This window comes from Kitasatospora sp. NPDC048540 (assembly GCF_040651175.1).
In the GTDB taxonomy this organism is placed as follows: domain Bacteria; phylum Actinomycetota; class Actinomycetes; order Streptomycetales; family Streptomycetaceae; genus Kitasatospora.
On sequence record NZ_JBEZIR010000122.1, the window covers coordinates 1 to 21311 of the forward strand.

Here is a 21311-nt window from a genome sequence, read left to right on the forward strand (position 1 = left end):
CACCGACATCCGTCGCATCACACCGCACTACCGAGCTGGAGGGGCCCCCTCATGTCCGAGCCCTGGTCCGAGACGCCCGCCGCGCCGCAGGGGCCGGGACCCGCCCGCCGGGGCTCAGCCCGCCTGGTACTCGACGGTGAGCAGCGCCCGGCCGACCGCGTGGAACGCCAGGTTGAAGCCGACGGCAGCGGCCGGCGTGTCCGGCTTCAGGTCCAGGGTGGGGACGTCCAGCGCGTGCACCGCGAAGACGTAGCGGTGGGCCGGTCCGGGCGGCGGCGCGGCGCCGTCGTACTGGTGGCCGGGGAAGTCGTTGCGGACGTGGAACGAGGCGCCGCCCGGCAGGTCGCCGTCGGAGGAGCCGGCGCCGCGGGCGAGTTCGGTGGTGTCGGCGGGCAGGTTGACCGCCAGCCAGTGCCACCAGCCGCTGCCGGTGGGCGCGTCCGGGTCGAAGCAGGTGACCGCGAAGCCCCGGGTCCCCTCCGGGAAGCCGGACCAGCTCAGCTGCGGCGAGAGGTTCCCGCCGCCGTGCACATGGGCGTCGGGCATGGTGGCGCCGTCCACCAGGTCGGTGCTGGTCAGCTCGAAGGACGGCACCTTCGGCAGGAAGTCGTACGGAAGCGGCGGACGGACCGTCATGGGGCGTCCCTCTCCTGGGCGTCGGGTCGGTTGCTTGCCGGGGCAGTCTATGGATCCGGCGGCGGCTCAGGACCCGAACCGCTCCAGGACCTCGCGGCCGAGTCGGCTGTCCGCGCGGCCGAGGTCCAGCGGCAGGTCGAAGTGGTTGCGCCCGGCCGCCGTGAAGGCGTGCACCGGCACCCCGGCGGCCCGTACCGAGGCGGTGAACTCCTCGTGCTGGCGGCCGAATTCGGCGGTCTCGTGCTCGCCGACCGCGATCAGCAGCGGCGGCAGCCCGGCCTGCGGGAGGTGCAGCGGGCTGTTGCGGCGGGCCGCTGCTGCGTCCAGGCCGAGCGCCTCGTTGACGTAGCTGAGCGAGATCGGCTCCAGGTCGTAGACCCCGCTGAGCAGCACCGCGCCCGCCACCCGGCGGCCGTCCGGGGCGGGCTCGGGGTCGAGCAGCGCCATCGCGGCCAGGTGCGCACCGGCCGAGCTGCCGCTGAGGTACACCCGCTGCGGGTCCACCCCGAGCTGTTCGGCGTCCGTCAGCAGCCGGCGCACCGCCCGCCGGACCTGCGCCACGATCGCGTCCAGCGGCCACTTCGGCGCCAGCCCGTAGCCGATCGCGGCGAACGCGGTGCCCCGGGCGGTGAAGTCCGGCGCGGCGAACACCGAGTCGGCCTTGTCCAGCTCCTGCCAGTAACCGCCGTGCACGAAGACGTGCAGCGGGGCGGCGGGCCCGGCGGCGGGGAAGAAGTCCAGCACCTCGGGCGCCTGGGTGCCGTACCGCAGTTCCCGGTGGCCGGGGAGCGCGGCGTACGCGGCGGCGCTGCCCTCGGTGTACGCGGCCAGCTCGGCGCCGAGGTCGGCCACGCAGCTGCTGGGCGAGTACTCGCGGTCCAGCTCGACCTGGTCGAACTGCCGGTAGACGGGTGACATCGGCGCTCCCCTGCCATCAGGTATAGACCAATAACGGACGCCCCGGATAGCGTGGGCATCCCGCGTACCGCCCTGCTCCGGAGCCGCCCCATGGAGTCGTCCGTCCTCGCCTTCGCCACCGATCTGCTGGACGAGGGGCCCGACGCCTTCTTCGGCAACCTTACCGACCGGGCCGGCGTCGGCGGGGTGACCCTGGCCTCCGTCTACCACGAAGCCCGGGACGTCTTCCCGCACAACCCGCGCCGCGTCGTCCAGTACCTGGAACCGGGCGCCGCCTACTTCCGGCCCGACCCGGCCCGCTGGGCCGGCCGGCGGCTCGCCCCCGTCGCCTCCACCGCGATCGGCGAACGCGACCCCTTCGCCGAGGCCGCCGAGCAGGCGCACCGCCGCGGCCTGAAGCTGCACGCCTGGACGGTCTTCTGCCACAACGACCGGCTCGGCTTCCAGCACCCGGACTGCTCCCCCGCCAACGCCTTCGGCGACCGCGCCCGCACCGAGCTGTGCCCCGCCAACCCGGAGGTCCGCGAGTACGCCACCACCCTGGTCGGCGAGCTCGCCCGGTACGGCGTGGACGCGATCCGCGCCGAGTCGCTGCACTTCCACGGCCTGCGCCACGGCTACCACCACGAGCGCTACTTCGAGGACCTCGGCCCGGCCGCCGAGGCCCTGCTCGGCATCTGCTTCTGCGACCACTGCCGGGCCGCCGCGACCGCCGCGGACGTCCCCGCCGAGAAGGTCCGCCGGGCCGTCGGGGACGAGATCCGCGCCCGCCTCACCGACGAGCGCAGGGCAGCCGAACCGGCCGCCCTCGACGCCCTCGCCGACGGCACGGTCGCCGCCTACCTGGACGCCGCCACCCTCACCGTCACCTCGCTCGCGGCCGAGGTCGCCGAGGCCGCCGCGCAGCACGGCATGCGGCTCACCTTCATGGACGGCGCCGGGCCCGGCAAGGGCTGGCTCTCCGGCATCGACCTCCCGGCGCTCGCCGCGGCCGCGCACCAGATCGAGACGCTCGGCTACGCGCGCACCCCCGAGGAGGTCCGGGAGAAGGTCGCCGCCTTCGCCCTGCACGGGGTGCGCCCCGAGGAGATGGCCGTCATCCTGCGGCCGATGGCCTCCGACTGCGACGGACCCGCCAACCTGGCGGCGAAGATCGACATGCTGCGCGCTTTCGGCGTCCCCGAGGTCGAGTTCTACCACTACGGCCTGATGCGGCTGTCCTCCCTGGACCGGATCGGCGAGGCCCTGCGCTGACCGGCCCGCCGGCCACCGCCGGCGCCGCCGCTACCGCCGGCGCCGCGAGGTCCCGAACAGGCTGCGGCTGATCTCGCGGCCGAGCTGGGTGCCGGCCGAGCGGGCGAAGGACTTCACGGCCGGGTTGCTCAGCAGACTTCCGAGCAGCCCGCCCTGCTCCTGCGGCGGCCGCTCCGCGCGCCCCTCCTCCTTCTCGCGCTGCGGCGCCGCCTCGGGCCCGGGCTCCGCCGGGGCGGGCGCGGCGGCCTGCTGGGCGCGCGCCGCCAGCCGCTCGTACGCCGACTCCCGGTCGATCGCGTCCCGGTAACGGGCCGCCAGCGGCGAGGCGTCCACCGCCGCCGCCAGCCGCTCCGGCGGCACCGGCCCCATCAGCGACTGCGGCGCCCGCAGCCGGGTCGCCGCGACCGGCGTCGGCGCGCCCTTCTCGGAGAGCACCGTCACCACGGCCTCGCCGGTGCCCAGCTGGGTGAGCACCTCGGCCAGGTCGTAACCGGAGCGGGGGAAGGTCGAGACGGTGGCCTTCAGCGCCTTGGCGTCGTCCGGGGTGAAGGCCCGCAGCGCGTGCTGCACCCGGTTGCCGAGCTGGGCCAGCACGTCGCCCGGCACGTCCTTGGGGGTCTGGGTCACGAAGAAGATCCCCACCCCCTTCGACCGGATCAGCCGGACCGTCTGGGTGATCGCCTCCAGGAACGCCTTCGAGGCGCCCTTGAACAGCAGGTGCGCCTCGTCGAAGAAGAACACCAGCTTCGGCCGGTCCAGGTCGCCGACCTCGGGGAGCTCCTGGTACAGGTCGGCGAGCAGCCACATCAGGAAGGTGGAGAACAGCCGCGGCCGGTCCTGCACCGCCGGCAGCTCCAGCACCGACACCACGCCGCGCCCGTCGGCGGTGCGCAGCAGCTCCGCCGTGTCGAACTCCGGCTCGCCGAAGAAGGTCCCGGCGCCCTCGTTCTCCAGCACGGTCAGGGCCCGCAGGATGACCCCGGCGGTCGCCGCCGACAGGCCGCCGATCCCCTTCAGCTCCGCCTTGCCCTCGGGCGAGGTGAGGAAGGTGATCACCGCCGTCAGGTCCTTGAGGTCGTAGAGCTCCAGCCCGTGGCGGTCCGCGTAGTGGAAGACCAGGCCGAGCGAGGACTCCTGGGTCTCGTTCAGCTCCAGCACCTTGGCCAGCAGCAGCGGCCCGAAGCTGGTCACCGTCGCGCGCAGCGGGATGCCGGCGCCCTGCCCGCCGAGGGCGTAGAACTCGGCGGGGCAGCCCTGCGGGGTCCAGCTCTGGCCGACCTCGCGGGCCCGCTCGGTGACCCGGTCGCCCGGCGTGCCGGGCGCCGAGATCCCGGAGACGTCCCCTTTGACGTCGGCCAGGAAGACCGGCACGCCCTGGGCCGAGAGCTGCTCGGCGATCAGCTGCAGGGTCTTGGTCTTGCCGGTGCCGGTCGCGCCGGCCACCAGGCCGTGGCGGTTCAGCACCCCGAGCGGGATCCGCACCTGCGCCTGCGGGTAGGCGTCGGGGCCCAGGAGCACGGCGCCGAGTTCGAGCGCCGGGCCGGTGAAGGCGTAGCCGGCGGCGATCTCCCGGACGGCCTCGGGGAGGGCGGCCGCCGCGCCGGGGCCGGCGTCGGGGGTGGCATCGGCGGCGTCGTCGGGGGCTGCGTCGGGCGAAGGCCGGTCGGCGGTCATGGGGCTGGCTCCCAACGCGGGCGAGGTGTCGTGAGACACCATGAGGTGTCACAAGACGGGAATTTACGACATCCACCATCAAAACCCCGGAGTCTTGGGCCCGCAGGTCAGGTCACGCCTGCTGCGCCCGCGGCGCCCCGGACGGTAGGCTTTCCGTGTGATCTTCAAGCGCATCGGCAACGGACGGCCGTACCCGGATCACGGCCGGACCAGCACCCGTCAGTGGGCGGACGTCGCACCTCGTCCGGTGCGGCTGGACCAGCTGGTGACCACCAAGGGCCAGCTCGACCTGGAAACACTCCTGGCCGAGGATTCGACGTTCTACGGGGACCTCTTCGCCCACGTGGTGAAGTGGCGTGGCGACCTGTACCTGGAGGACGGCCTGCACCGGGCCGTCCGGGCCGCCCTGCAGCAGCGTCAGGTCCTGCACGCCCGCGTGCTGGAGATGGACTGAACCACCCCCGCCGTTCCTAAACCTGCCGGAACCAGGGTCACCCGTCAGAGGCGGCCCGTTCCGGCTCCGGTACATCCTTTCGAGTGCCGCCGTACTCCAGATGATGATCAATTAGTACATATGCGACCGGTCGGGCACTAGTCTGCTGCCAACGGCCGCGCACCAGTCGGCGACCCCGCCGCACCCCAACCGGACGGCCGCCCCGTCACCGAACCCCGCCCCGGCACGAGGGGGAGACAGACCGTGAGCATGTTGACTCCCCAAGGTTTGAAGGGGAAGCAGTACCGGATCACCGGTAACTCGTACCCGCGCCTGGGACGCCCGCCCCGCAAGAGCCGGCGCGTCCTCGCGCTGATCGGCTCCCTGCTCGCCCTGGCCCTGATCGCCCTGGGCGGCGTGCAGCTGGTGGACATCTTCACCGGCATGGGCCGGCAGGCCACGGCCCAGGCCTGCGCCTCGCCCGCCGCCTCCGGCAAGCCGCTGGCCGCGCCCGAACCGGGCAGTTCCCCGGCGGCCGGCAGCGGCGCACCCGCGGCACCCGGCGGCGCGGCGGCTCCGGCCCCCGGTGCCACCAGCACCGCGATCCCGCAGCCGCAGGCCGTCACGGTGAACGTGTACAACGCCACCGACAAGAGCGGACTGGCCGCCCGCACGGCGGACGAGCTGAAGAAGCGCGGCTTCACCGTCGGCGCGGTCGGCAACGCGCCCTCCGCCCTCGACAAGAAGGTGCCCGGCACCGCCCAGGTGATCAGCGGACCGGGCGGGCTCGGCGCGGCCGTCCTGGTCGGCTCGCAGGTCGCCGGTGCCACCACCACCGCCGACACCCGGGCCGACGCCACCGTCGACCTGGTGATCGGCGACGCCTGGTCCGCGATGCTCGACCCGACCGCCGCGGCCGCCGCACTGGCCGCCGCGACCAAGCCCTCCCCGTCCGCCAGCGGTCCCGGCAGCTGCTGAGCCGCCCGCTCCCCGTACGACGCCAAGGTGGGCGCCTCCCGGCCGGGAGGCGCCCACCTGGTGTCCGTCGTGGTCCGGGCGGTCAGCCCGCCGTGCCGTAGAGGCGGTCGCCCGCGTCGCCGAGGCCCGGGACGATGTAGCCGTGCTCGTTGAGCCGCTCGTCCAGCGCCGCCGTCACCACGGTGACCGGGGTGCCGGCCAGCTCCTTCTCCATCACCGCGACGCCCTCGGGCGCGGCCAGCAGCACCACGGCGGTCACGTCGGTGGCCCCGCGCTCCAGCAGCATCCGGATCGCGGCGACCAGGGTGCCGCCGGTGGCCAGCATCGGGTCGAGCACGTACACCTGGCGGCCGGAGAGGTCGTCCGGCATCCGGGTCGCGTAGGTGGAGGCCTCCAGGGTCTCCTCGTTGCGCACCATGCCCAGGAAGCCGACCTCGGCGGTCGGCAGCAGCCGGGTCATGCCGTCCAGCATGCCGAGCCCGGCCCGCAGGATCGGCACCACCAGCGGACGGGGGTAGCTCAGCCGGGTGCCGGTGGTGACGGCGACCGGGGTGGTGATCTCCACCTGCTCGGTCCGGACGTCCCGGGTGGCCTCGTACGCGAGCAGGGTCACCAGCTCGTCCGTCAGCCTGCGGAAGGTCGGCGAGTCGGTGCGCTCGTCGCGCAGGGTAGAGAGCTTGTGGGCCACCAACGGGTGGTCGACGACATGGAGACGCATGTGCCAACCGTAACGGTCGGCAGCACATGGGTACGACTCGCCGCGAAACGGGCGCGGCAGGCGGGCACCGTGCGGCGGATGCGGCGGGTGCGACACGCCACCGACCGGATGACCTGACCGAACCGAGACCTTTCCCGTGGTATCAACCGGACATTTCTGGGAACGTCGGACCGTATGAAGAGCAACCCGCGCGTCGGGCCCGGCTCGACAGACGAGTCCCAGCCCGCGCCCGAGACCCCCGCGGACCGCCGTAGACGGCGGGCCGTGTTCCTCCGCGAGCTCACGGAGGCACGCGAACTACGGGCGCGTGTGCAGCCGCGCCGCACCAAGGAGCGCCGGCTGCGCGAGGCGATGCGGATGCGGACCTTCCGGATCTGACGGCACACCGGCCGATCCGCCCGCCCCTGACCGGCCATTCCGACACGACCTGCAAAGACGCGCTGCCGAACACCCCCCGCAGCGGCGGGCTTTCTGTCACGATGCGGTGGGACGGTCCGAACAGCGGACCGCCTCTGGCGCGGGGGCGGCCAGACCGCGTTCGCCCGAGATCGCCGACAGCCGAGACCAATCTTGGGAGTGTCCCTGGTGGCGTACTTCGCTGCAGTGCTTGCTCGCACCGGTGCCGGGTGGGATGTGAGCGAGACCGAACTCGACAACGTAGAAGCCCTGACCGACCTGGTCGACCTCGCCCGGGAGGCCGCCGAGGACGACGACACCGTGCTGGTCTTCATCGAGCAGGAGGACGCCTGGTTCGCCGTCCTGCGGGTGGACGGCGAGGAGGATCCCCGGATCTTCGTCTCCGACGGCGCCGCGGCGGCCCGCAGCTCCTACGGCGCGATCCTCACCGACGAGCTGGTCGAGCAGACCGGTGACGACTTCGACGACCTCGACGACCTGGTGGCCGACCTCGACGACGAGGACGAGGCCTCGGCCGAGACCGAGCAGGACGGCGAGGACGAGAGCGCCGGTGCCGTCGGCCCGGGCGGCGTCCCGGTCGGCCCGCTCGGCGACGCGGAGCTGCTGGCCGAGTACGGCCTCGGTCCGGCCGAGCTGACCGACCTGGCCGGCGAGGGCGCGGTGCCCGGCGAGGCGCTGGCCGAGATCGCCGAGGCGATCGGCTGCGGCGAGGTCCTGGAGGCCGTCCGCTAACGGGCGGCCCGGTGATCCGCCGCCCGGAGCCGGTGCCCGACACTGGCTCCATGCAGCCCGCACCGCTCCCCCGGCTCACCCCGCTCCCGGCCCCGACCCGCCCCGACCCGGTACGCGACCGCTGGACGGACCAGATGCGCCTCGCCATCGCCGAGGCCGCGCTGGCCCCGGCCACCGGTGACGTCCCGGTCGGGGCGCTCGTACTGGGCCCGGACGGCGGCGTCCTCGGGCGCGGCCACAACGAGCGCGAGGCCGTCGGGGACCCCACCGCCCACGCCGAGGTGGTCGCGATCCGGCAGGCGGCGGCGGCCGTGGGCGAGTGGCGGCTCAGCGGCTGCACCCTGGTCGTCACCCTGGAACCGTGCACGATGTGCGCGGGCGCGATCGTGCTGTCCCGGATCGACCGGGTGGTCTACGGCGCCCTCGACGAGAAGGCCGGCGCGGCCGGCTCGCTCTTCGACGTGATGCGCGACCGCCGGCTCAACCACCGGCCCGAGGTGATCTGGGGCGTGCTGGCCGAGGAGTGCGGCGACCAGCTCCGCGCGTTCTTCGACACCCAGCGCTGACGGCGCCACCGCGAGGTCCCGCCCACGGGCGTCCGTCCGGAACGGATTTCGTTCCCGCCGGGGGCGTCCGGTAGAGTCTCCCTCGGTAGCGTGTCCGAGCGGCCAAAGGAGCACGCCTCGAAAGCGTGTGTGGGGGCAACTTCACCGTGGGTTCGAATCCCACCGCTACCGCCAGAGAGCAGCAACGACTCGGGCGACCTCTTAGATCTAAGAGGTCGCCCGAGTCGTTTCCGTCTCAGTTTCCGTCTCACTCGCCCCTAGCGGCGCCCTTCTCAGGGGCGTCCGGCGTACTCCCTTCAGCAGCATCGGGCACTTGCCAGAGCAGCCCGCCCACGCGCTTGGCGATGTCCTTCCGGATCGGGTCGATCATGTGCTGATATCGAGCGGCCATGGCGGTGGACGACCAGCCCATAACACCCATGACGGCGCGCTCACTCACCCCGAGGATCAGCAGGACTGTGGCCGCCGTGTGGCGAGCGTCGTGCAGCCGGGCATCCCGCAGCCCGGCTGCCTTGAGCAGGCGCTTCCACTCGTCCCAGTCGGTGCGCGGGATCAGGGGACGTCCGTCCTCGGAGGCGAACACCCACCCTCCGTCGTGCCACTGATGTCCGGCGGCAGTGCGCTCACGGGCCTGCTCGACCTGGTGGAGCTTGAGCAGATTCGCCAGCTCATCGGGAAGTCCGATCGTCCGCTTACCGGCCTTGGACTTGGTGTCGTCAGTGTCGGCGTTGGTCTGTTGCCGCTCCGGGCAGCGGCCGGCGTGCTTCCGGCCGCACGGCTCGGTGCAGCCGTGCGCGTACTTCGGGCGCTGCCTGGCCTTGCGGACCCGGAGCATCCCGGTGGCGAGGTCGACGTCAGCCCAGCGCAGCCCCAGTGCCTCACCCTGCCGGAGTCCGAGGGCCAGCGCGATGGCCCACCGGGCGCTGTTTCGGCGCCGGGAAGCTGCGGCGAGCAGGCTCTGTACCTCAGCCACCGTGTACGGCTCCACGTCCTTTTCGGTGACCCTCGGGGCAACCGCCAGCATGGCCACGTTCCGGGTCAGGTGCCCCCGCCGGAGCGCGTGGTTCAACGCGGTCCGCATGCTGCGGTGGGCCTGGTGGACGGTTGCTGCGGCGCTGCCCCGCCCCTGCATCGTCTTGTAGAACAGCTCAAGGTGCTCCGGCTCCAACTTCTCAAGCCGGTGGGCGCCCAGGCCGGGGATGAGATGGACGTTCACGGCCACCCGATAGCTCGCAAGAGTGTTCGGCTTTACGGATGGCGCGGCGATGTTCTCCACCCAGTGGGTGAGCCATGTCTTGACCGTCCAGCGCTGGCCGGCCTTGCGGACCTTCCCACTGTCGCGCTGTTTCTCAAGCTCACGGACAGCGTTGATGACGTCGGCCTCGGTCTTGCGCTCAACGTGGCGTCGATCCGGCTGGCCGTCGGGCTTGACCCCGACGGTGACCCGGCCGTGCCACTTGCCGTCGGCGCTCTGGTAGATGCTGGACGCCCCGTTGGGCCTGCGGGTGCGCTTCTTCTCGTTGTCCACGGGGTGGCTCCTCAAGTCAGGCTGCGGTGCGGTGGTTCTGGGACTCGCGGAGGCGGGCGACGTACTCACCGACTGCCGCAGGGGGAACACGGCGGAGTCGGCCGACCGTGACGGACTCCAGCTCGCCGGAGGCGATCAGGGCATAGGCCGTGGTCCGGCCGATGCGGAGGCGGCGGGCAGCCTCCGCCACGTCGAGAAGTTCGAGGGTCGGGTCATGGCCGGGCGCGGCCGATCCGTCGGCGACCGGGGTCGTCACGGTGGGTCCTCCTGCGGTGGTGTGGGGTGCTGGGAGGGCCCGGGCGCTGACAGAACTGACACAACCCCCCTTCTAGGTGCCCTGACCTGGGGTTTTGTCCATGATCACGCGCGTGACAAAACCGGTAAAAACTCTGACAGAACCTCTGGGGAGGGGGTTGTGTCAGCGAGACAGAACCTGGGCCGGGGAGGTTCTGTCAGAGTTTTAATTGGTTTTGTCACAACGACGATCATGGGTGTTTCCGCAGGTCAGAGCCCGTTTCAGGGGGTTCTGCCAGTTCTGTCGGCGCTCCGGGGGTTTCCGCCGGGTCAGGCCTCGCCGTGGGCGATGGCGGGGTGGGCCTGGTAGCGCGGGGACGGGGGCCGGCCGCCCTTGCCGGAGCGCGGCGGCGGGGCCTGCTGCCGCAGCCACCCGTGTTCTTCGAGCAGGGCCAGGGCGGGGTCAAGGTCGGACATGGTGCGGAAGTCGGAGCGGGGCACCGACCGGAACGCGTCGCGCTTGGTGAAGCTGCCGCCGGGCGGGTTGGCCTTCAGGTGCTCCAGCAGGACCCAGGCCGCGTCCCGGGCGGGGTCGGCGCCCATCGCGTCGAAGACGTGGAGCGCGTGGACAGTGAAGTAGTCCCCGAGGCGGGTGGCGGCGGCCATGGTGGCCGCCTCGATCGGGCGCCGCCACCCTTCGGCGGGGTGGGTGGCGAGGTGCAGCAGGGTGGCGAGGCGGGCCACTGCCCCGTCGCGCTTGCTGGCCCACTTGATGATCGGGGCGAGGCTCCCGCCCTTGGCGAGGCGGGCCTCGGTGACCTTCTGGTAGGCCAGCATCACGGCATCAGCCTCGGGGGTGAGGGTGACCACCGCCGGGTCGGTCCAGTCCGCCAGGTCCCTGGTCAGCGCGGCCAGCCGCTCGCCGTAGGCGTCGACCACCTGGTCGGGGATCGGCTCAGGCTCGACTGTGCGGGAGCCCACCAGGGACACCGGGACAGAGTAGAGGTAGCGGGCGAGCAGGCCGCGTCCGTCGGCGCCCTTGACCTTGGCGATGGCGTCCAGCACTTCGGGCTGGATGGCCAGGCCCATCGTCACGGCCGGCCGCTCGACGTACTGGGACGGGCGGCCCTGCCGGTTCACCCGGGCCATGTCCCCGGCATGGCCCTTCAGGAAGATGGTCATGTTGGAGCTGCCGGAGTACAGACCGGCGATGATGTCGAAGATCCCGCCCTCGGGGCTCATGATGGCGATCCGCCCGCCCTGCTCGGCCAGCAGCGTCGCCAACGACTCCTGGGTGGCGTCGTCGGCGATGAGCTGCGTCTCGGCCGGGACGGTGACGGCCTCGGCCTCCTGGGCGAGGGCCACCGCCTCCTGGGCTGCCGTGGCCCGGTCGCCCGCCTCGGCGGCCCCTGCCTTGGCGGTGGCCCGCTCGGCGGCGGCCTTGAGCAGCTTGAGCGTGGTCTCGGCCTCGGTCCGCTTCAGTGCGCTGGCGGCCTTCAGCTCCTTCTCGACGGTCAGCAACGGCGCGATCATCAGGTCGAACACGGCGGACTTCCGGTTGCCCGGGGGCAGCGCCACGGCGGTGTAGATGTTCACCGGCTCGTGCCACCTGCCCCGGATCCGGACCCTGACCCGGCCGCCCGCTGCGGCCGCGAGAGCGGCTAGCGCCAGGCACCCGGCGAGGTCGGCCGGGGTCTGGGTCTCCTCCGCCACGGCGGCCACCATCTCCCCCACCCAGGCGGGCAGGGCGTCGACGGGAAACGCGGGCAGGGTGCGGGACTCGCCGACCGGCACCGGGGTGTCCCACGCCTCCGGGGCCTGGCCGGGGTCGGCGTCCTGCTCCCACCCTTCGCGGAACAGGGGGCTCACGTTGTCGTACGGGTCGTCAGGGGCGTTGCTGGCGGGGGTCACGAAGAATCCTCCGGAGGGTGTGTGGCGGGCGGTGAGAGGGGCCCGTACGGGGCCGGGACACGGCGGAGAAGGCGCGGGAGGACGGGGGCGGGGAAAGCGCTTTTCCCGCCCCCGCGTCGGGTGAGGTCCGGCTGTCAGGCCGCCGGGCGCAGGGTGCCTGCGGCCTTGGCGAAGCCCCGGCGGATGGTGCGCTCGCACTCGGGGTGCGGCAGGCCGGTGGACAGGCCCGCGCTCAGCAGCGCGTCGAACGCCACGTCCTCGGTGACGGTGCCGGCCGCGACGTGGACGCCCAGGGCGGCGGAGCTGGCGAACAACTGCCGCCCGCGCCCGGGCTGCTTCGTGGCGGCGACCTTGGCGGCCTCGCGTTCGATGACGGCTTTGGCGTAGGCGCCCTGCTTGCGGATGCCCTGCCGGAGCCTGTCCGGGTCGGGCAGTACGGCCGGGGTGGGTTTGGGGGTGAGTAGTGCCAGCAGCCCGTCCGGGGCCGGGGCGATGGTGTCGGGGTTGGTGCCGGGGGCGAACAGGTACCGGCCGCGCTCCCCCAGTGATCCGGGGCCGACCAGGTACCCGGCCACGCCCCGCACGTCGATCCCCGGCGCCACGGCCTTGACCGAGTTGACGATCCGGGCACCGGGCGGGGCGACCAGCCAGTGGTGCAGCCCGCCGGAAGGCGTGGCCACCGTGGCCGTCGCGGGCATGGTGAAGTGGTGCTGCTCGGCCAGGGCGGTCAGGTCGGCGATGCCGTCCTGACCGTCCTTCACGTCCAGGTCGAGGCCGATCAGGTGGTGCGGGGCCCGGCCGCACGCGATGCCGTAGGCGGTGGCCCACGACGCTCGCCCGAACATGGCGTCGATCACCTGGTGGTCGGTGGTGGCGTCCAGGACCCCGTGGCCGAACCGGCCGCACTCGCCCCGGCAGGGGGTGCCTTTGGGGTGTGGGCTCGGGATCGCCGGGCGCTTGGTGCGGGCGAGGGGGAAGACGGCCAGGCCGCGTTCGGCGGCGTGGTGGGCGGCGGACAGGGCGCGCTGCCAGTCCATCGGCGACTCCTGCGCGGTGGGCAGGAATGCCGTGCCCGTCCCGGCCGGGACCGGGGCCGCCACGGCAGCGGTGGGCGTGGTGGACGTCTCGGCGCAGACCTTGTGCGCAGGTCTGCGCTGGTCGTCCCGCAGCAGGGTGGGGCTGCCGCAGTGGCGGCAGGGCAGGGCGCTGGCGCGGTCGTAGTGGGCCGCGTCGTGCCAGTCGAGGGCGGCCACCCCGCGCCCCTACGCCGCCCGGCGGGCGGGGAAGTCGATGACCGTCGCCAGTCGGACCGGCGGCGCGGGCTGCGGTGCGGGGGCGGACTCCCGCGCCGGGGGCGGAGTCGGGCTCTGCTGCTCGGCGAGGGCGGCGCGTTCGGCGGCCGACACGGCCAGCACAGCCCGCACCCGGGCCGAGTCGGCGCGCTGCCCTCGCACGGACCGGGCGTGGAACGCGCCAGCTACCGCACCGGGGCCGAACAGGACAGCGGCGGCGATCAGATCGGTCGTGCTCACTGGATGCCTCCCACGGCGGTGGTGTTGAGGACGGTGAGGATGTCGGTCCCGAGCTGGGCAAGACGGGCGTTGATGGCCTGCCAGGACTCAGCGTCGATGTGCATGAGGGCCGCCAGGGCGGCCGGTCCGTCGTGGTTGGCGGTGGCGGTCATCGCCTCGCGCAGGTGGACGGCGGCCAGCGGCCGGATCGTGCGGGCGGCGGTCACTGGGTGCTGCCGATCGCGGACACGAGGGCGGCGATCAGGGAGTTCACCGGGCCGGACAGTCCGGTGCTGGCGACGGTGAAGCCGCACAGCCACACCGCCAGTGCGGCGGCGGGGGTGATGCGCTTGAACCAGATCAGGGCGGCGGTGATGAGGGCGAACAGGAACGCGGTGGAGACGGAGACGAGCACGGCGGTTCCCTCCCGGGACGGTGGTGCTGGGTCAGTGGGCGTCGTGGCGGATGCGGCGGCCGCTCTCGCGGGCGGCGACGCTGTGGTTGTGGAGGCGGCGGCCGATCCTGAGGCGGCGGCCGGTGGCGTGGCAGCGGCGGCAGTCCCGGCCGCGTTTGATCGCGCCGGTGCGGGTGGTGCGGGTCTTGAAGCCGAAGCCCTTGCAGGCGCGGCAGGTGGTGAACGGGCTGACCGCACACACCAGGGCGTAACTCAGGGTGACGGCGAGTAGGCAGGCGAGGGCCAGGGCTATCGGGGTCATGAGGGGGCTCCCAGGGGCTGTTTCGGGGGTTTGGCGAGGTCAGCCGCTATGTGCTAGCGGCCTGGCCAGGGGTGGCGTGGGGCGCTACCGGGGGTGCTACCGGTAGCGGGCCGGGCCGCTACCGGTAGCACCCCCACAGGTGGGTCAGGCGGACCGCTTCTTGTCACGCTCAGCGATCGCGGTGGTGACCCGGTCCCGCTCGACTCCGCGTCGGTTGACCTGCCGGCCGTCCACCCGCCGCGACATTTGTACGGTGTCGATGCCGTGCGGCTTGAGGACCAGGGCGAGTTGCTCGGGCTCCCACCCGCCGTACCGGTTCTCGTCGTAGGCGGCGAGGGCGGCCACCAGGGTCTCGGACCACACCTTGGGCTCGGTGGTGGGCCAGATGGCGATCAGGTCGTCCAGGACGCTGCTGGTGGTCTTCTCCCGCTCCGGCAGCTGTCCGGCCGCCACCCCGGTGAGGGTTCCGGCGGCGATCCGCTGGGCGCGGGCGCGGTCCATGATGCGTCCGGCGGCGGGGCCGTCCAGGTAGAACGAGCGGACGATCTGCGGGTCGGTGGCGGCGCCGACCAGGTAGCCGATGCCCTTGTCGTTCGCGGTGAACGTGGTCGCCCGCAGCCCGTTCTTGTACGCGGAGGTGCCCAGCACCATGTCGTTCTCGGTCTGGCCCATGACCCGCAGGCAGAAGCGGATGCCGACGTTCGCCGACACCCCGCCCGGGAGGGACTTCACGTCGGGGCGCTGGGTGGCGAGCATGAGGATCACGCCCATCGCGGGGCCGCGCTTGATGATGGCCTCGGACAGCTCCCCGGCCTCCTTGCCGAACTCCGTGTGCGAGTACAGCTCCTGGCACTCGTCGATGATGAGCACGAGGGGGTGCAGGCCGAGCTTGGGATCGGCCGCCAGCTCCGGGGTGACCTTGTTCTCCGGGCGCCGCTCCTTCGGCAGCGACCGCAGCACACCGGCCCGCCGTTCCAGCTCCTTGTAGACGTAGCGGAGCGACCCGACCGCGCCTTCGATCGTGGCGTCGTCGGCGCCGGATCCGTAGTCGGCGGCGACCTTCGCGGCGTCCTCCAGGTCGCCGGTGCCCTTGAGCTCCCACACGTGCAGTTCGGCGGTGGGGTCGAGGGCGGCGGCGAGCATCAGGACCCGCAGGGCGAAGGTCTTGCCGAAGCGTGGCATGGCGCCGATCAGCACGTTGGCGAACATCAGCAGCATGCTGACGGTGCGTCCGCGCTGGTCGGTGCCGAACGGGATCGGCTTGAACAGGCTGGCGGTGCCGGTCTTGGCCAAGGGCCACGGCGGCGGGGTGGTCTGCGACATGTCCTGGTCGCCGACCCACAGCATGAGGCGCCCGGCGTGCTGGTCGTGCACGGGCTCGGGCCACACGCAGCCCATCGGCCGCCGCAGCCCGGAGGCGAGGCGGTCACGGCGTTCCATGATGTCGATGGCGGTAACGCCGTAGGGCAGGTCGATGTCGGCGCGCCAGCCGGGGCCGTCCCGGGTGATCGGCGCCGGGAACGTGATCCCCGAGCCGCCCTTGGCCATCGCCTTGTTGATCTCGGCGATGCCCATCGCCCCGAGCGCCCGCACCACGATGTCCGAGGTGAGGCGCTGCACCTTGGTGCCGACCACCGCGCGGTCGATCAGCGGCGCATCCGGGCGCCCGCCGGCCGCACCGAGGGCCAGGGCCAGCGCAGTCGCCACCGCCAACGCGGTCCAGCCCGGGGTGGTGACCAGCAGCACCGCCGTGAACGCGACCCCGAGCACGGCGGCCAGGGCGAGGATCGCACCCCGCGCCTTCACCCGGGCATCCCGGCGCCGGGACAGGGTCAGGTACTGCTCCACGTCCTCACGCCGCACCGCCGCCGCGCGCACGGGGCGACCCTCGGCGTCGGTCACCCACCGGTAGGTGCCCCCGACCAGCCGCGCCGTACCCCTGGGCGCGCGAGCCAGGAGTTTCGCGGTGTAGAGCGGGGAGCGCACCGCGTGGTAGCCGGTCGTGTGGGCGAGGTGCCCACCGAGCCACTTCGCGGACGTGAGCAGTTCGGCCTTGGAACGGGCCCACGCGGGGATGATCGGGCGGCGCTTGGCGGCGCGGGCGGTCGCCCACCGCTCCGCCACCCGGTCTCCCTTCGGCGCCGGGGCGTCCACGTACACCGACGGACCGTCGTCGGGGTCGTCGTCAGTGGGGGTGGTCGGGGTGGGGATCCGGCGGGTGGCGCCGGTGCGGGCCTTGTCGAAGTCCAGCACGGTCGCGCCGACCGCGTGGTCGGTGGCCAGGTCCGCTTCGAGCATCGCGAACAGCTCGTCGTCCGGGCGCTCGGGCTGGTCGGGGGTGCGGTGGTTCACTGGTGGTTCCTTCCTCACAGATCGCTGTGCAGGGTGGGACCCGGGACGGCCGGCGTGCCGGCAAGCTGTGCGGCCGTCCCGGGGTGGTGCCAGTGGCGCTGTTCCTCGGGCTGGGTCAGGCGGTGGTCGGGTGCCAGGGGATGGCCCGGCATTCGGTGGCGTGGGTGTTGGCGCCGTTGCGGGCGGGGGTGCGCAGGGTGGCGGTGGGGCCGTTGCTCTCGCCGCAGCCCAGGCACGACCAGCGGAAGTTGGAGCCGGGCCGGTAGTGGGTGTCGGGCCCATCGGCCGCGAACAGCGCGACCAGGGCGGCGCTCTGGGTGAGGAACACGGCGACGGTGCCGACCGGCAGGCCGGTGACCGGGCTGGTCGGGATGAACGTGTCGGACATGGCGGGTCCCTTCCGGTCAGGCGGAGGCGATGAGGGCGGCGGCGGTCTCGAAGGCGTGGTGCCAGGCCTGGTCGAGGCAGTAGGCGCCGTTCATGCCGTGGTCGGCGAGCCGCACGAAGGCCCGGCTGCCGGTGGCGTCGGCGAGGCGGCGCAGGGGCTCGCGGCGGTCGGCGATGTAGTGCGTGACGGCCGATACGGTGAGGGCGGCGGCGATGGGGCCGGGCCGCAGCCGCACCCCCAGCACCCGGGTGCCGAGCAGCAGGGCGGTGGCCTGGGTGGCGGTGTAGGTGGCGACGTGGGCGGTGCAGGCGCGGCGGCCGGCCGCGCTGGACTGCCCGGGGTTGTGGTCGTGCTGGCCCTTGGTGGCGGCCTGGTGGTCGGTCTGGATCCAGTGGTCCGCCACGTCGGCGGCAGCCCGCAGCAGGGCGTAGGCGGCGGCGAAGCGGGCAGCGCGGTCGAAGCTCACGACAAACTCTCCAAAGAGACTGTGGTGCGCGGAAGTTGGGGGAAGGATCGGTGCGGGCCGTTCAGGCGGCGATCGGCCAGCCGTCGGCGCACGGCACGCAGGTGCCGTAGCGCGCCGGGAGGACGTAGCCCGCGTCGCGCCCGCAGCCGGGGCACATCCGCCGGGCCCGGTTCGCGGCGGCGAGGGCGGCGGCCTTGGCCGGGGTCATCGGGCGGACCGGCCGGGCGAGGTCGATCCGGTACAGGAACGCCAGCGCGGTGCCGCCGAAGCGCGAGCGCCAGAGGAGCTGTGCGGCGACCGGCTGACCGCCCGGCCGCAGCCCCCGCTTACGCAGCTGACGCAGGGTCGCGTAGCCGTCCGGGGCCTGTTGCCACCGGTAGGTCGGGATCGTGCCGGTGGTCTCGCCCCGGTCGGCGAGCCGGGCGCTCACCCGGCGCCCGGCCCGGGCCGGGGGTCGGTGAAGTGGAAGTGGCCGATGAGCTGCACGGGGACCCCGGACCAAGTGCCGGTGGCCTCCAGCCAGTGCGGGCCATCCGCGTCCAGGTGGGCGGTGACGTCGGCCGGGTCGAGGCCGAGCGCGGCGCGCCACTGCTCGAACTGGCCCAGACCGCCGTGCAGGGCGAGCGTTACGCCCCACACGCCCTCGGCCCCGCCCCCGCAGCCCCAGAGCCGTTCCAGTCGGAACGCCGGGGCGGGCAGGGACCGGAACGCGGTGACCATCGCCATCAGCGCACCGGCCGCGTCCACCTGACCCGAAGCGGTACCGGCACTCACAACGCCACCCCCTCAGTGGCCGGGGTGTCCTCGGCCGGCGTGGTGCTGTGCGGGGTCGGGACCGCGTGAAGGCCCGGCCGGGCGGCCAGCTCGGTCCGCTCGGCCTTGAGGGCGTCGCGCAGTTCGCGGGCCTTGGCGGAGGAGGTGCGGACCGCCTCCCGGATCCGGTCGGCCACCAGGTCGTCGTCCGGCCACCCGGCTGTGGCGGTGCGGGCCTCGGCCAGCAGCTCGACCGGCGTGCGGGTCGGTCGGGCGGTGCGGGCCGACTGCGGGACCGTGCCGGTCGCCCGGCGGGGCCGACTCGCCACCGCCGCCACGGCCTTGACCGGGCGGACCGGCTCCACCACCGGGGCGGGCACGGTCGGCTCGGCGGCCGGAGCGGGGTCGGGCGACTCGTACACCGACCCCAGCGGGTCCGGGTCGGACCGTTCGGGCAGGTCAGACACCGACCGATTCATGCCGGTCTGGGTGTTTTCTGCTGGTTCGGGCCTGTGGTGCAGGACCTTGGCCACCAGGTCGGAGCCGAAGGCGATCGAGCCGACCGGCAGCGAGCTGGCGAGCAGGACCAGGGCCCAGTGGGCGGGTGCCCAGTCGGCCAGCTTGGCCCGGCCGCCGCCGTGCAGGGTCACCAGTCCGTGGGTGTAGTTGAGGACCAGTGAGGCGACCGTGTAGCCGACCAGGACCCGCAGCGCGAACCTGCGGTCGGCCCCGGTGAGGATCAGCACGGCGACCAGGGCCAGCGCCATCAGGCCGTCGATCACCAGCGGGTAGACCGTGGCGGCGGTCGGGTCGGCGCCGATCGCGCTGGCGATGTCCTTCAGCGCGTTCCAGGAGACCCGGAACGCCATACCGACCACGCCCAACAGCGCGGCGACCATCCAGAACTTGCCCGCCCGGTTCACGCCGCCACCCCCAGCACCACGTCCGGGTGGGCGGCGCGGCGGGTGTTGTGGAGCGGGACCGGGGCGGTGTTCATCAGGCGCTCGGCGTAGGCGGCCAGCTCCGGGTCCTCTCGGCGCAGGTCCGCCAGCACCGCCTCCGCCACGTCCAACCGGGCCTGCCGCTCGATCGCCGACTCGCCGGCCACACCGGCGAACAGCTCCGAGTCCACGCCCAACGCCAGCTCCGCGAACTCATCCGAGTTCACGGCACGCTGTCCTGCAACAATCGACTTCACGGGTAGACCTCTCCTAGTTGGGGTTGGCCCGAGGGGCTGCCGCGCTCCGGCCAAGGAATTGCGCGGTGGCCCCGACTCATCAGGCCCAGCTACTCGTCATGCACGAGTAGCCATGGATCCCGACCCGCCCACCACAGGCACGGGTCGGTCACCAAAGTCACTCGTTCATCGAGGCGGGCCCGCAGCCACAGGTGTGGCGCAGGCCCGCAGTGCCGTCCTCTCGGGAGCGTGCTCCCGCATAGGCGCGGACGGCTGATCTTTCGATCTCTGCCCTCCGGGACTGACAAGGCGCCCGGGAGCCTCCCCCTCATCAACATCGAGGGCTCCTGCCCCTGGGTGCGGCGTGAGCCGCCCATCTCGCGGGGCTTGCGCAGCTCAGAGACGTCTCAGGGCATGGCCCATCACGTCCACCTTGACCTTGTTGAGCCCCTGGCTCAACTGGTAGGTACAAGCTGCTGAACATGATGCTGCACTCACACAGAGCGATCGTCAAGCCCATTGGTTCAACATGTAGGAACCAGTTGACTGGATGCGTCATTATGGGAGGTATGAGTAGCCAGCCGCTGTACCGCCGTGTAGCAGATGCGCTCCGGCACGAGATCAGCAACGGAGCCTTCCCGCCCGGAGGCCGCCTGCCGTCCGAGCGTGATCTGTGCGAGCGCTTCGACGCGTCCCGGAACACTGTCCGCGCAGGACTCAATGTGCTTGTCGCCGAAGGGCTCATCACTTCGAGCCAGGGGCTCGGCTACGAGGTCCGCTCGCACGAGGTGTTCAGCTTGAACGCCTCGCGGTTCGAGAACCTCACCTTCCCCCAGCTCGGGGATGCCTACAGCACCGACGTGACGCAGGCGGGACGGCGTCCACATCAAGAGTTCCGGGTGGAGATGCAGCCTGCTCCAGCGATCGTGGCCGACCAGCTCCGGATCGAGGCAGGCTCCACCACTGTCCTTCGGTTCTGCCACCGCTACGTAGATGGCGTTCCGTGGTCCACCCAGGCCACCAACTACCCGATGTGGGTGGTCGAGAAGGCTCCGCGACTGGCTGAACCAGGTGACATCGACGAAGGAACGACGCGATACCTGGCAGGTCTCGGCATCGACCAGGTCGGGTACTTCGACGACATCTCGACCCGGATGCCAACGCCGGATGAGGCACGGCTCTTGCAGGTCGGTGCTGGCGTCCCCGTGCTGGTGTGGGTCCGCACGGGGTATTCGGAGACACAGCCGGTACGGTGCACCGTCACAACCCTCAGGGGCGACCTGAACCACATGAACTACGAGATCGGGAACCTCGCAGCGAGGGAAGGCCAGGCATGAGGGTCGAGACAGCGGAGCCTGCGGATCTCGATCGACTCTTGGCCTTTCGGACCGAGGCAGCAGGCTGGCTGAGCGCGCTCGGTAGCGACCAGTGGAGTCGGCCGTACCCGGCTGACAAGCTCCTCGCCACCATCCAGGCCGGCACCGTGTTCATGCTGCGGGACGGGGAGATGACCGCAGGGACAATCACCCTCACGCCTGAGGCTGAAGATGGCCTCTGGACGCCTGCTGAACTTCGCGAGCCTGCCCGTTACGTCAACAAGCTGACCGTCTCGCGGGCCTACGCGGGTCAGGACATCGGGGGTCGCCTGCTCAACTGGGCAAGCAACCGTGCAGCCGGCGAAGGCGCCCAGTGGCTACGCCTGGACGCTTGGACCACCAACGAACGCCTCCAGCGCTACTACGTCGACCATGGATTCACCCACGTCCGGACAGTACGCGAGGGGGGTGCCGTGAACGGGGGCCCCAGAGTCTCAGGATGGATCGCACAGAGGCCGGCAACCATCACCACACATGGGTTCGACGACCGCACTTCAGTCGAATCAGCACTTGGCTAGCTGCGGTTTCGGGTCGGCCCCTCTGCTGACCCAAAACTGTCCACAGGCGTCACTC

Annotated in this window: 27 protein-coding genes and 1 tRNA gene; 9 read left to right on the top strand and 19 right to left on the bottom strand. The window is 72.5% G+C overall.

The genetic code is table 11. The features are described from left to right. Nucleotides 1–114 precede the first annotated feature (114 nt). Together AB0D08_RS32655 and AB0D08_RS32660 are read right to left on the bottom strand one after the other, a co-directional pair. A complete protein-coding gene (locus AB0D08_RS32655; RefSeq protein WP_033818237.1) occupies nt 115–636 on the bottom strand; it encodes a YbhB/YbcL family Raf kinase inhibitor-like protein in 522 nt (173 codons plus the stop codon). A gap of 66 nt (nt 637–702) precedes the next feature. Further along, the gene (locus AB0D08_RS32660) at nt 703–1554 is read right to left on the bottom strand and encodes an alpha/beta hydrolase (protein ID WP_033818238.1); all 852 of its coding nucleotides are present in this window, start codon (nt 1552–1554) and stop codon (nt 703–705) included. A gap of 90 nt (nt 1555–1644) precedes the next feature. Here AB0D08_RS32660 and AB0D08_RS32665 point away from each other — a divergent pair, with 90 nt between their 5' ends. Continuing rightward, a complete protein-coding gene (locus tag AB0D08_RS32665) occupies nt 1645–2808 on the top strand; it encodes a hypothetical protein (protein ID WP_359893861.1) in 1164 nt (387 codons plus the stop codon). 30 nt (nt 2809–2838) lie between these two features. Here the strand turns inward: AB0D08_RS32665 and AB0D08_RS32670 are convergent, their stop codons facing one another. Further along, entirely contained in the window at nt 2839–4482 is a 1644-nt protein-coding gene (locus AB0D08_RS32670) for a helicase HerA-like domain-containing protein (protein WP_359893863.1), read from the bottom strand. 157 nt (nt 4483–4639) lie between these two features. On the opposite strand from AB0D08_RS32670, the gene AB0D08_RS32675 reads away from it, so the two are divergent. Continuing rightward, entirely contained in the window at nt 4640–4936 is a 297-nt protein-coding gene (locus AB0D08_RS32675) for a type II toxin-antitoxin system VapB family antitoxin (protein WP_014136828.1), read from the top strand. Nucleotides 4937–5185: 249 nt separating this feature from the next. Beyond that, on the top strand, nt 5186–5893 hold the full coding sequence (locus tag AB0D08_RS32680; protein WP_359893907.1) for a LytR C-terminal domain-containing protein: 708 nt from the start codon (nt 5186–5188) through the stop codon (nt 5891–5893). Between the two features lie 82 nt (nt 5894–5975). Here the strand turns inward: AB0D08_RS32680 and upp are convergent, their stop codons facing one another. Beyond that, on the bottom strand, nt 5976–6611 hold the full coding sequence (upp, locus tag AB0D08_RS32685) for a uracil phosphoribosyltransferase (protein ID WP_359893865.1): 636 nt from the start codon (nt 6609–6611) through the stop codon (nt 5976–5978). Between the two features lie 174 nt (nt 6612–6785). Between upp and AB0D08_RS32690 the strand changes: the two genes are divergently transcribed. The 4 genes from AB0D08_RS32690 (at nt 6786) to AB0D08_RS32705 (ending at nt 8500) form a co-directional block, all read left to right on the top strand. After that, nucleotides 6786–6989, top strand: a complete 204-nt coding sequence (locus tag AB0D08_RS32690) for a hypothetical protein (RefSeq protein WP_033818243.1) — start codon at nt 6786–6788, stop codon at nt 6987–6989. Nucleotides 6990–7196: 207 nt separating this feature from the next. Next, nucleotides 7197–7760 carry a hypothetical protein gene (locus AB0D08_RS32695; protein WP_359893867.1) on the top strand — a complete coding sequence of 188 codons (564 nt, stop codon included), beginning with the start codon at nt 7197–7199 and terminating at the stop codon, nt 7758–7760. Nucleotides 7761–7810: 50 nt separating this feature from the next. Then, a complete protein-coding gene (gene tadA, locus AB0D08_RS32700) occupies nt 7811–8326 on the top strand; it encodes a tRNA adenosine(34) deaminase TadA (RefSeq protein WP_051811760.1) in 516 nt (171 codons plus the stop codon). Nucleotides 8327–8410: 84 nt separating this feature from the next. Further along, nucleotides 8411–8500, top strand: a tRNA-Ser gene (locus AB0D08_RS32705). 73 nt (nt 8501–8573) lie between these two features. Here AB0D08_RS32705 and AB0D08_RS32710 read toward each other — a convergent pair. The 15 genes from AB0D08_RS32710 to AB0D08_RS32780 form a co-directional block, all read right to left on the bottom strand. Beyond that, a complete protein-coding gene (locus AB0D08_RS32710) occupies nt 8574–9854 on the bottom strand; it encodes a tyrosine-type recombinase/integrase (protein WP_359893868.1) in 1281 nt (426 codons plus the stop codon). A gap of 16 nt (nt 9855–9870) precedes the next feature. Then, nucleotides 9871–10110, bottom strand: coding sequence for a helix-turn-helix domain-containing protein (locus AB0D08_RS32715; protein WP_359893870.1), 240 nt, complete (start codon nt 10108–10110; stop codon nt 9871–9873). Nucleotides 10111–10418: 308 nt separating this feature from the next. Next, the gene (locus AB0D08_RS32720; RefSeq protein ID WP_359893872.1) at nt 10419–11999 is read right to left on the bottom strand and encodes a YfjI family protein; all 1581 of its coding nucleotides are present in this window, start codon (nt 11997–11999) and stop codon (nt 10419–10421) included. Nucleotides 12000–12133: 134 nt separating this feature from the next. Then, nucleotides 12134–13252 carry a bifunctional DNA primase/polymerase gene (locus AB0D08_RS32725; RefSeq protein ID WP_359893874.1) on the bottom strand — a complete coding sequence of 373 codons (1119 nt, stop codon included), beginning with the start codon at nt 13250–13252 and terminating at the stop codon, nt 12134–12136. Nucleotides 13253–13261: 9 nt separating this feature from the next. Then, nucleotides 13262–13531, bottom strand: coding sequence for a hypothetical protein (locus tag AB0D08_RS32730; RefSeq protein WP_359893876.1), 270 nt, complete (start codon nt 13529–13531; stop codon nt 13262–13264). Next, the gene (locus AB0D08_RS32735; protein ID WP_359893878.1) at nt 13528–13737 is read right to left on the bottom strand and encodes a hypothetical protein; all 210 of its coding nucleotides are present in this window, start codon (nt 13735–13737) and stop codon (nt 13528–13530) included. The genes AB0D08_RS32730 and AB0D08_RS32735 overlap by 4 nt, the downstream gene beginning before the upstream one ends. After that, nucleotides 13734–13925: a hypothetical protein gene (locus tag AB0D08_RS32740; protein WP_359893880.1), complete on the bottom strand. Its 192-nt coding sequence runs from the start codon at nt 13923–13925 to the stop codon at nt 13734–13736. Before AB0D08_RS32740 ends, AB0D08_RS32735 begins: the two co-directional genes overlap by 4 nt. A gap of 31 nt (nt 13926–13956) precedes the next feature. Next, nucleotides 13957–14226, bottom strand: a complete 270-nt coding sequence (locus AB0D08_RS32745; RefSeq protein WP_359893882.1) for a hypothetical protein — start codon at nt 14224–14226, stop codon at nt 13957–13959. 144 nt (nt 14227–14370) lie between these two features. Beyond that, nucleotides 14371–16578 carry a cell division protein FtsK gene (locus tag AB0D08_RS32750; RefSeq protein WP_359893884.1) on the bottom strand — a complete coding sequence of 736 codons (2208 nt, stop codon included), beginning with the start codon at nt 16576–16578 and terminating at the stop codon, nt 14371–14373. A 115-nt stretch (nt 16579–16693) separates the two neighbouring features. Next, nucleotides 16694–16966 carry a hypothetical protein gene (locus tag AB0D08_RS32755; RefSeq protein ID WP_359893885.1) on the bottom strand — a complete coding sequence of 91 codons (273 nt, stop codon included), beginning with the start codon at nt 16964–16966 and terminating at the stop codon, nt 16694–16696. 16 nt (nt 16967–16982) lie between these two features. Continuing rightward, entirely contained in the window at nt 16983–17432 is a 450-nt protein-coding gene (locus AB0D08_RS32760; protein WP_359893887.1) for a hypothetical protein, read from the bottom strand. Between the two features lie 61 nt (nt 17433–17493). Beyond that, nucleotides 17494–17862: an RRQRL motif-containing zinc-binding protein gene (locus AB0D08_RS32765; protein WP_359893889.1), complete on the bottom strand. Its 369-nt coding sequence runs from the start codon at nt 17860–17862 to the stop codon at nt 17494–17496. Further along, nucleotides 17859–18206 (bottom strand): hypothetical protein, encoded by a 348-nt coding sequence (locus AB0D08_RS32770; protein WP_359893890.1) that lies wholly within the window; start codon nt 18204–18206, stop codon nt 17859–17861. Before AB0D08_RS32770 ends, AB0D08_RS32765 begins: the two co-directional genes overlap by 4 nt. After that, nucleotides 18203–19108 (bottom strand): DUF2637 domain-containing protein, encoded by a 906-nt coding sequence (locus AB0D08_RS32775; RefSeq protein ID WP_359893892.1) that lies wholly within the window; start codon nt 19106–19108, stop codon nt 18203–18205. Before AB0D08_RS32775 ends, AB0D08_RS32770 begins: the two co-directional genes overlap by 4 nt. Beyond that, the gene (locus tag AB0D08_RS32780; RefSeq protein ID WP_359893894.1) at nt 19105–19353 is read right to left on the bottom strand and encodes a hypothetical protein; all 249 of its coding nucleotides are present in this window, start codon (nt 19351–19353) and stop codon (nt 19105–19107) included. The genes AB0D08_RS32775 and AB0D08_RS32780 overlap by 4 nt, the downstream gene beginning before the upstream one ends. Nucleotides 19354–19931: 578 nt before the next feature. Here AB0D08_RS32780 and AB0D08_RS32785 point away from each other — a divergent pair. Beyond that, a complete protein-coding gene (locus tag AB0D08_RS32785; protein ID WP_359893896.1) occupies nt 19932–20699 on the top strand; it encodes a GntR family transcriptional regulator in 768 nt (255 codons plus the stop codon). Then, complete coding sequence (locus AB0D08_RS32790) at nt 20696–21256, top strand: GNAT family N-acetyltransferase (protein ID WP_359893898.1); 561 nt, start codon at nt 20696–20698, stop codon at nt 21254–21256. Before AB0D08_RS32785 ends, AB0D08_RS32790 begins: the two co-directional genes overlap by 4 nt. Nucleotides 21257–21311: the final 55 nt, after the last annotated feature.

What these genes read in the sequence shown, in the direction of transcription:
- tadA (WP_051811760.1), top strand. Translation starts at nt 7,811, where the DNA reads ATGCAGCCCGCACCGCTCCCCCGGCTCACCCCGCTCCCGGCCCCGACC.
- AB0D08_RS32665 (WP_359893861.1), top strand. Translation starts at nt 1,645, where the DNA reads ATGGAGTCGTCCGTCCTCGCCTTCGCCACCGATCTGCTGGACGAGGGG.
- AB0D08_RS32785 (WP_359893896.1), top strand. Translation starts at nt 19,932, where the DNA reads ATGAGTAGCCAGCCGCTGTACCGCCGTGTAGCAGATGCGCTCCGGCAC.
- AB0D08_RS32660 (WP_033818238.1), bottom strand. Translation starts at nt 1,554, where the DNA reads ATGTCACCCGTCTACCGGCAGTTCGACCAGGTCGAGCTGGACCGCGAG.
- AB0D08_RS32670 (WP_359893863.1), bottom strand. Translation starts at nt 4,482, where the DNA reads ATGACCGCCGACCGGCCTTCGCCCGACGCAGCCCCCGACGACGCCGCC.
- AB0D08_RS32790 (WP_359893898.1), top strand. Translation starts at nt 20,696, where the DNA reads ATGAGGGTCGAGACAGCGGAGCCTGCGGATCTCGATCGACTCTTGGCC.
- AB0D08_RS32690 (WP_033818243.1), top strand. Translation starts at nt 6,786, where the DNA reads ATGAAGAGCAACCCGCGCGTCGGGCCCGGCTCGACAGACGAGTCCCAG.
- upp (WP_359893865.1), bottom strand. Translation starts at nt 6,611, where the DNA reads ATGCGTCTCCATGTCGTCGACCACCCGTTGGTGGCCCACAAGCTCTCT.
- AB0D08_RS32655 (WP_033818237.1), bottom strand. Translation starts at nt 636, where the DNA reads ATGACGGTCCGTCCGCCGCTTCCGTACGACTTCCTGCCGAAGGTGCCG.
- AB0D08_RS32755 (WP_359893885.1), bottom strand. Translation starts at nt 16,966, where the DNA reads ATGTCCGACACGTTCATCCCGACCAGCCCGGTCACCGGCCTGCCGGTC.
- AB0D08_RS32745 (WP_359893882.1), bottom strand. Translation starts at nt 14,226, where the DNA reads ATGACCCCGATAGCCCTGGCCCTCGCCTGCCTACTCGCCGTCACCCTG.
- AB0D08_RS32680 (WP_359893907.1), top strand. Translation starts at nt 5,186, where the DNA reads ATGTTGACTCCCCAAGGTTTGAAGGGGAAGCAGTACCGGATCACCGGT.